Origin of the sequence: Candidatus Accumulibacter contiguus, from assembly GCF_012940005.1 — a bacterium.
Taxonomy (GTDB): domain Bacteria; phylum Pseudomonadota; class Gammaproteobacteria; order Burkholderiales; family Rhodocyclaceae; genus Accumulibacter; species Accumulibacter contiguus.
Window position 1 is genome coordinate 25,947 of record NZ_SPMX01000076.1, and the last position, 6,169, is coordinate 32,115.

Annotated in this window: 7 protein-coding genes; 5 read left to right on the forward strand and 2 right to left on the reverse strand. The window is 63.6% G+C overall.

Annotated features, from left to right (window positions below; all coding sequences use genetic code 11):
* From E4Q08_RS20420 to E4Q08_RS20435, 4 genes are all read left to right on the forward strand, one after another.
* Positions 1-1,026, forward strand: coding sequence for a bifunctional nicotinamide-nucleotide adenylyltransferase/Nudix hydroxylase (locus tag E4Q08_RS20420; RefSeq protein WP_169071720.1), 1,026 nt, complete (start codon positions 1-3; stop codon positions 1,024-1,026).
* Positions 1,027-1,036: 10 nt separating this feature from the next.
* A complete protein-coding gene (locus E4Q08_RS20425) occupies positions 1,037-2,014 on the forward strand; it encodes a serine/threonine-protein kinase (protein WP_169071721.1) in 978 nt (325 codons plus the stop codon).
* A gap of 9 nt (positions 2,015-2,023) precedes the next feature.
* The gene (locus E4Q08_RS20430; RefSeq protein WP_169071722.1) at positions 2,024-3,001 is read left to right on the forward strand and encodes a VWA domain-containing protein; all 978 of its coding nucleotides are present in this window, start codon (positions 2,024-2,026) and stop codon (positions 2,999-3,001) included.
* A 141-nt stretch (positions 3,002-3,142) separates the two neighbouring features.
* On the forward strand, positions 3,143-4,519 hold the full coding sequence (locus E4Q08_RS20435; RefSeq protein ID WP_169071723.1) for an adenylosuccinate synthetase: 1,377 nt from the start codon (positions 3,143-3,145) through the stop codon (positions 4,517-4,519).
* A gap of 109 nt (positions 4,520-4,628) precedes the next feature.
* On the opposite strand, the gene E4Q08_RS20440 is transcribed toward E4Q08_RS20435, so the two are convergent.
* On the reverse strand, positions 4,629-5,081 hold the full coding sequence (locus E4Q08_RS20440; RefSeq protein ID WP_169071724.1) for a DUF6941 family protein: 453 nt from the start codon (positions 5,079-5,081) through the stop codon (positions 4,629-4,631).
* Complete coding sequence (locus E4Q08_RS20445) at positions 5,074-5,556, reverse strand: helix-turn-helix domain-containing protein (protein WP_169071725.1); 483 nt, start codon at positions 5,554-5,556, stop codon at positions 5,074-5,076. Before E4Q08_RS20445 ends, E4Q08_RS20440 begins: the two co-directional genes overlap by 8 nt.
* A gap of 329 nt (positions 5,557-5,885) precedes the next feature.
* Here E4Q08_RS20445 and E4Q08_RS20450 point away from each other — a divergent pair, with 329 nt between their 5' ends.
* Positions 5,886-6,140: a hypothetical protein gene (locus E4Q08_RS20450; protein ID WP_169068945.1), complete on the forward strand. Its 255-nt coding sequence runs from the start codon at positions 5,886-5,888 to the stop codon at positions 6,138-6,140.
* The last annotated feature ends 29 nt before the right edge of the window (positions 6,141-6,169 follow it).

Here is a 6,169-nt window from a genome sequence, read left to right on the forward strand (position 1 = left end):
ATGACCCCCGACCGATTCGACATCGCCGTACTGATTGGCCGTTTCCAGCCCTTCCACAATGCGCATGCGGCCTTGCTCGCCAGAACACTGCAAAGCGCCGGGCAGGTGATCGTCCTGCTCGGGTCGGCGCACGCCGCGCGCAATGCGAAGAACCCGTTTACCTGGGAGGAGCGCGCCGCCATGATCGGCAGCACGCTCGACGACGCGACGCGCGAGCGTGTCCGTTTTCTGCCGATTCGCGACTACTACGACGATCGGCGCTGGAGCGAGGCGGTCGTCGCCGCGGTGCAGGAGCACAGTGCGCCGGGCGCGCGGATTGCCCTCGTCGGCTACCTCAAGGATGCCTCCAGCCAATACCTGCAACGTTTTCCGCGCTGGCAGTTCGTCGCCGCGCCGCAATTTGACGAGATCGATGCGACCAGCATCCGCCAGATCTACTTCGAGAGCGAAGACTGGCCGGCGACGCAGGCACTGCTCGGCGGGCTGCTACCGGCGACGATCGTTCATTATCTGAAGGGCTGGACCCGTCTGCCGCATTACCGCCAACTGCGCGGTGAGCATCTGGCCCTCGAGGAGAACCGGCGGATCTGGGGAAACGGTCCTTTCGTGACCGTGGACGCGGTCGTCATCGCGTCCGCGCACGTCCTCCTCATCGAACGTGGGCATCCGCCGGGAAAGGGCTTGTGGGCGGTACCGGGCGGTTTCCTCGAGGCGCGTGAGCGCGTCCTGCAGGGCGCGATTCGCGAGTTGCGCGAAGAAACCGGCCTCGGCCTGCTCGATTCCACCCTTGAAGTGGCCCTGCAAAGCGTCGCCGTTTTCGATCATCCCGACCGCAGTCTGCGCGGGCGAACGATCACGCATGCGCACTGCTTCGATCTCGGCGACTGCCGCTTGCCCGATGTCTGCGGCGCCGACGATGCGGCGCAAGCCAGGTGGACTCCGATTGCAGAACTCCAGGCCATGGAAAGTCGCTTTTTTGAAGATCACTTCAACCTGCTCGACCACTTCCTGTCCCTGCATCCCTGAGCCTGGCGCGATGTCATTCACCGCACTCACCTGTCCGCAATGCGGCGCGGCGCTGCCCAGGCAGGCGAGCTGGCGCATGGTGATCTGTCCCTATTGCAGCGCGACGGTCACCCGCAACAAGTCGCTGGTGCAGGCGGCGCCCTTGCGCGAAGCGGCGGCGCGAGTTCGTGCGCAGGCCCTGGCCGGCTACCCATCGACCTTGCCGGTGCTGCGCTGGCAGGGGCAACGCTACCAACTGCTCAAGCGGGTGGGCATCGGCGAACACGCCGAAGTCCATCTCGCCGAACGCATGGGTCTCTTTCCGGAACGGGTGATCGTCAAACTGGCGCACGCCGGTACGAAACCCGGCGTGCTTGCAGCCGAGGCCGAGATCCTGCGCGCCCTGCAGGCGAGTACGCTGGCAGAGGCGGCGTACCTCTCGCAAAGGGTTCCGCAAGCGATTGCCAGCGGTGTCGGCGAAACGGCCGGCGGGAACGAGCGGGAAGGGCTGCTGCTTCGCCATCCTTCCGGATACTGGGGCAGTCTGGCGCAGGCCCTGCGTTACGCAGCAACCGGAATCGATCCGCGGCACGCTGTCTGGATCTGGAGGCGAGTCCTCGAAGTGCTGGCATTTGCGCACGACAGCGGCTGGACGCACGGCGACCTGCGACCCGAGCACTGGCTCGTACACCCGCGCGATCACGGCGTGCTCCTCGTCGGCTGGTCGCACGCCATGCCTGGCGCGGATGGCGCAGCGATCGCCCGCGATCTGCGGCAATCGGCGTGGACCCTGCGTGCGCTCTTGTGCGGAGGCGACGCGCTGCCCACCTGCGGGCGCAGTACGCCTTCTCCCCTGGTGGCTTTGCTGCAACGCAGCAGCGAAGACGCCGCCTGGTGTGCCGAGGTCGGCGCGCGTGGGCTCGACCAGGCGCTGGTCGCGGCCGCTCGCGCCGCCTTCGGGCCACCGAAATTCATCCCTTTCAACCCCACTTCGGCGACTTGCCGCTAGGAGAAAATCATGGGCTACGGTAGTTATTCACACAGCGCGCATGCGGCGCTGACCACGGATCGGGCGGCGCTGTCACGCGCCGAAGTCTTCAAACAACGGGGCTGTCACGCCTTGATGGACCCCAGGGGCCTGACGGTTCGCGAAGCGCGCGACAGCGCCGAACATCCGAACTCGCTCGGCATCGTCTTTGCGCTCGATGTCACCGGCTCGATGGGAAATATTCCCGAATTCCTCGCGCGCCACGATCTGCCGACTTTCATGAAGTTGCTGACCGATTGCCGGGTTCCCGACCCGCAGGTGATGTTCATGGCGATTGGCGATGCCACCTCGGATGGCGCGCCGCTGCAGGTCGGGCAGTTCGAAACCACTGCGGAACTGATCGACCAGTGGCTCACCTGGAGTTACCTCGAAGGAGGAGGCGGTGGCTCGAATAGCGAGAGTTACGAGCTGGCTTTCTACGTACTCGCGCAACACACCGACCTCGACTGCTGGGTGAAGCGCAGGAAGCGTGGCTATCTGTTCATGACCGGCGATGAGCACCCCTATCCGGCCGTTTCTCGTCATCAGATCGAAGCCCTGATCGGCGAGAGGCTCGACGAAGACATCGCGCTCGAGGAGGTCGTCGCCGCTGCCGCCGAAACCTGGCATCTCTTCTTCCTGATTCCGGATCGGCAACGCCGTCAAGGCTGTGAAGCACGCTGGCGCGAGGTGCTCGGCGATCAGGTGATCTGCATGGAATCTCATGTGGATACCTGCGCGATCGCGGCAGCGATTGTCGGTCTGACCGAGGGCGCCCTCAGCGGCGTCGACGCGGTCGCCGATGTCCTGCACGCCAACGGCACCCCGCGTGATCGCATTGCCGCCACCGTCCGTGCGCTGCAGCCTTATGCTGATCTGCTCGACCCGGACGCGCCAAAGCGTATACACACGCATCCGGCTTCGACCGCGATCGGCAAACCCGACTGGTGGAAGCGCCTGTTTTCCTGACGGTCATGGCGGTTGCAGGTATCCCCGATCATGACAGTCATGACCGTTTCCCTCTCCCCCCGACCCCTCCCCCGCGAGGGGGGAGGGGAGATTCGTGAGTCGCTGATGCGACTTTCACACTAAGGGGGAGGGCCTGTGCGCATGCCCCGCCTGGTCTCCCTGCTCGGTCTGGGTTTCGGCGATTGTGGCAAGGGCGTGTTTACCGACGCCCTCTGCCGGCGCTGGCAGGTACACACGGTCGTCCGTTTCAACGGCGGCGCGCAGGCCGGACACAACGTCGTCCTGCCCGACGGCCGGCAGCATACCTTCTCGCAATTCGCTGCCGGGACGCTGGTGCCGGGAGTGGCGACCGTTCTCGCCTATCCGGTGGTCGTCCATCCCGGCGCGCTTCTGGTCGAGCATTCCCGGCTGCAGTCGATGGGCGTCGATGATGGCCTGGCGCGCCTGTTCATCGATCGGCGCTGTCGGGTCAATACGCCGTTTCATCAGGCCGCCGGTCGTCTGCGCGAGCTGGCGCGTGGCGCCGCGGCACATGGAAGCTGCGGGGTCGGGGTCGGCGAAACCGTACACCATGCGCTCGCTCACCCCGAGCACACGCTGCATTACGGCGACCTGGCGCGACCCGCGCTGGCGATGCAGAAACTGCAGGCCATTCGCCGCGATCTCCTGCCCGTGTTCGCCGCCCTGGGCAAGGCTGTCGCAAATGCTGCAGCAATCGCGGCCGAGCATCGTTTGCTCGCCGACGCGCAGCTTGCCGAAGCCTGGCTGGAAAACATCCAGAACCTGTTGCGGTACGTTCCCCCATCGTCAGCAGAAAGAATCGCCGCGCGCCTGACGCGCCCCGGGACGGTCTTGTTCGAGGGGGCACAGGGCGTTCTCCTCGATGAATGGCGGGGATTCCATCCGCACACCACCTGGAGCAGCATCCACCCGCGCGCCGTCGAAGCGGTAGCGGCAGACTACGGCTGCCCTGCCCGGGTCGAGCACCTCGGGGTCCTGCGCGCCTATCTCACGCGGCACGGAGCGGGTCCCTTCCCGACGGCCGACGCCGGACTGGACGTTCTCCCGGAGCCGCATAACAGCGACCAGGGCTGGCAGGGCCGCTTCCGGCGTGGCCACCCGGACGGTGTGCTCCTGCGCTACGCACTGGCGGCCACCGGGCGTCTCGACGGCCTGCTGGTCAGTCACCTCGATGCCTTCGGGCATGTTCCCGGGCTGCGCTGGTGCGAGGCCTACGAGACGACCGTGCCCGGAGAAGAGTGCCAGGCTGCCGGCTGGCTGGCGCCGTCCGGGCGCGTGACGAGCCTGCCGTGCAGCGCCAGAGAAGACCTGGCACACCAGGCAGCGCTGACGGACCTGCTCTTCCGGGTACGTCCGGTCTATCAGGCGCGCACGCTGACTGCAGCGGCGTCGCTGCTCGAGCGGCTGGAGCAGGCCGCTGCCTGCCCGATCTGGTTTGCCTCCTGCGGGCCGAGCCACGAGGCTGTCCAGCTTCGTTCGCAACCGAGATGGAGGTGAAGGGGCGGATTACCGAAGTTGCGGAATCTTGCCAAACCCTGCGGACTACAGCGAAAAGAGGGGATTGAAACGCCGGAATCGGGTGCTCATCCACCCGGTAATCATCGCGTTACTCGCTTTTCAGTCCGACAGTCGCGGGCGGCACATCGCCGACGGTGATTTCCAGCGAGTTGCCTCGCAGGACCACGCTGTCGATCATTGCACGAACCTCCAGCTTACCTGCGGCAGGTACCGGGAAACCGGCAAATCCGACGACGAACTGCATGGCGTAGCCGTCGTCCAGTCCTACACGGGGTTGCTTGATAACCGATTGTAAAAACTCAGGCGGCGGCTCGATCGCTTGCAAGACCTCGCCATCACGATGCACCTCAAGTTTTACAGAGGAAGGTGCCTTTTCAGATGGCATGCGCAAGTTGGCAATGATCGCCAATTTAGGGAGATGGGTTGGCACCGAGGGAACCCGCAACCCACCTTGAAAAGCTCCAATGATCGACATCTGCCCGGTAATTTCCTGGCGGACATCCTCGGCATAGAGGCAAAAGAGGTACGGGGAGTTAGACACGGTCAGCCTCCGCTTTATTAGTCGCCTCAACCGCAGCGATGACCTCTCTGATATCAACCCCGAGCACGGCGGCAAGTTTCTGGAGGGTAGACAGACTCGGGTCCCCTGGTTTTTTCTCGAGGCGCGCAATGTTGGGCTGCTTCATGTCCATCTTCCCAGCCAGCTCAGACTGCGACAGGCCGGCCGCCAGGCGCAAGGCGGAAAGTGGCCGGAATCCCGGATTAAGGTGGTCAGCAACTTTGGCAAGACGCTGTCGCCCTTTCACGATCGCCACAGCACGCAGGGGGTTGTTCCTGATGCGCGCAATGCGCTCGGTTGCAGAAACGCCTCTCTTCGGCGAGCTATCGCCGGCCACATGCCGATTCATCGCGATGAATACCGGCGTGATCTGCAATCCGAAGAGGCCGCTATGGGACCCGCCTAATGGCAGGAATGTTGAGCCTGTCGTACCGATCACAGAGACTTCGGTGTTCATCAGTTGTGGTGTCATAGCAAGTCGCCCTGGGTTGAACGGTCAAAACAAAATATTCGTCGGTATGCGCGTCATGCCCGATGAAAACACGGTAATCAATCAGATGTCCGTCTTCGTCATAAGGTTTCAGCGTGTAAATTCTTCGGCACGCTTGCCAACACTCTGCGAAGCACTTGATCTCGAAGGAGGGACTGAACATGTAGTGCCACTTGGGAACCTCGTCGCTGAGTGTGTCCAAGGAACGCCTACGAAATAACTTCCCGTTTTGACTGTGCGCTCGGGCATGCCACTTGCTTGCTTGGTTGTTCTGAAAACAGCAAAGGGAATGCAGCGTGGGCTATTACCGGGAAGACGTAGAGCGGCGAATGAAGGAATTCTATCGGCGACTATCGGAAAAGGATCGTCGCCGGTACGCGGCGGTGGAGTCTGACAAGTTGGGGCATGGGGGCCAGCAGTACATCGCGCAGTTGTTTGAGATCGATAGCAAGACGATCCGACAAGGACTGGCCGACCTGGACATAGCGGAAGAGGCGACGGGGGATAAGCTCCGAAAAAAGGCGGTGGGCGGAAGCGTAAGCTCGACCTGACGCCCGAATTATCGACGACGTTTCTGGAC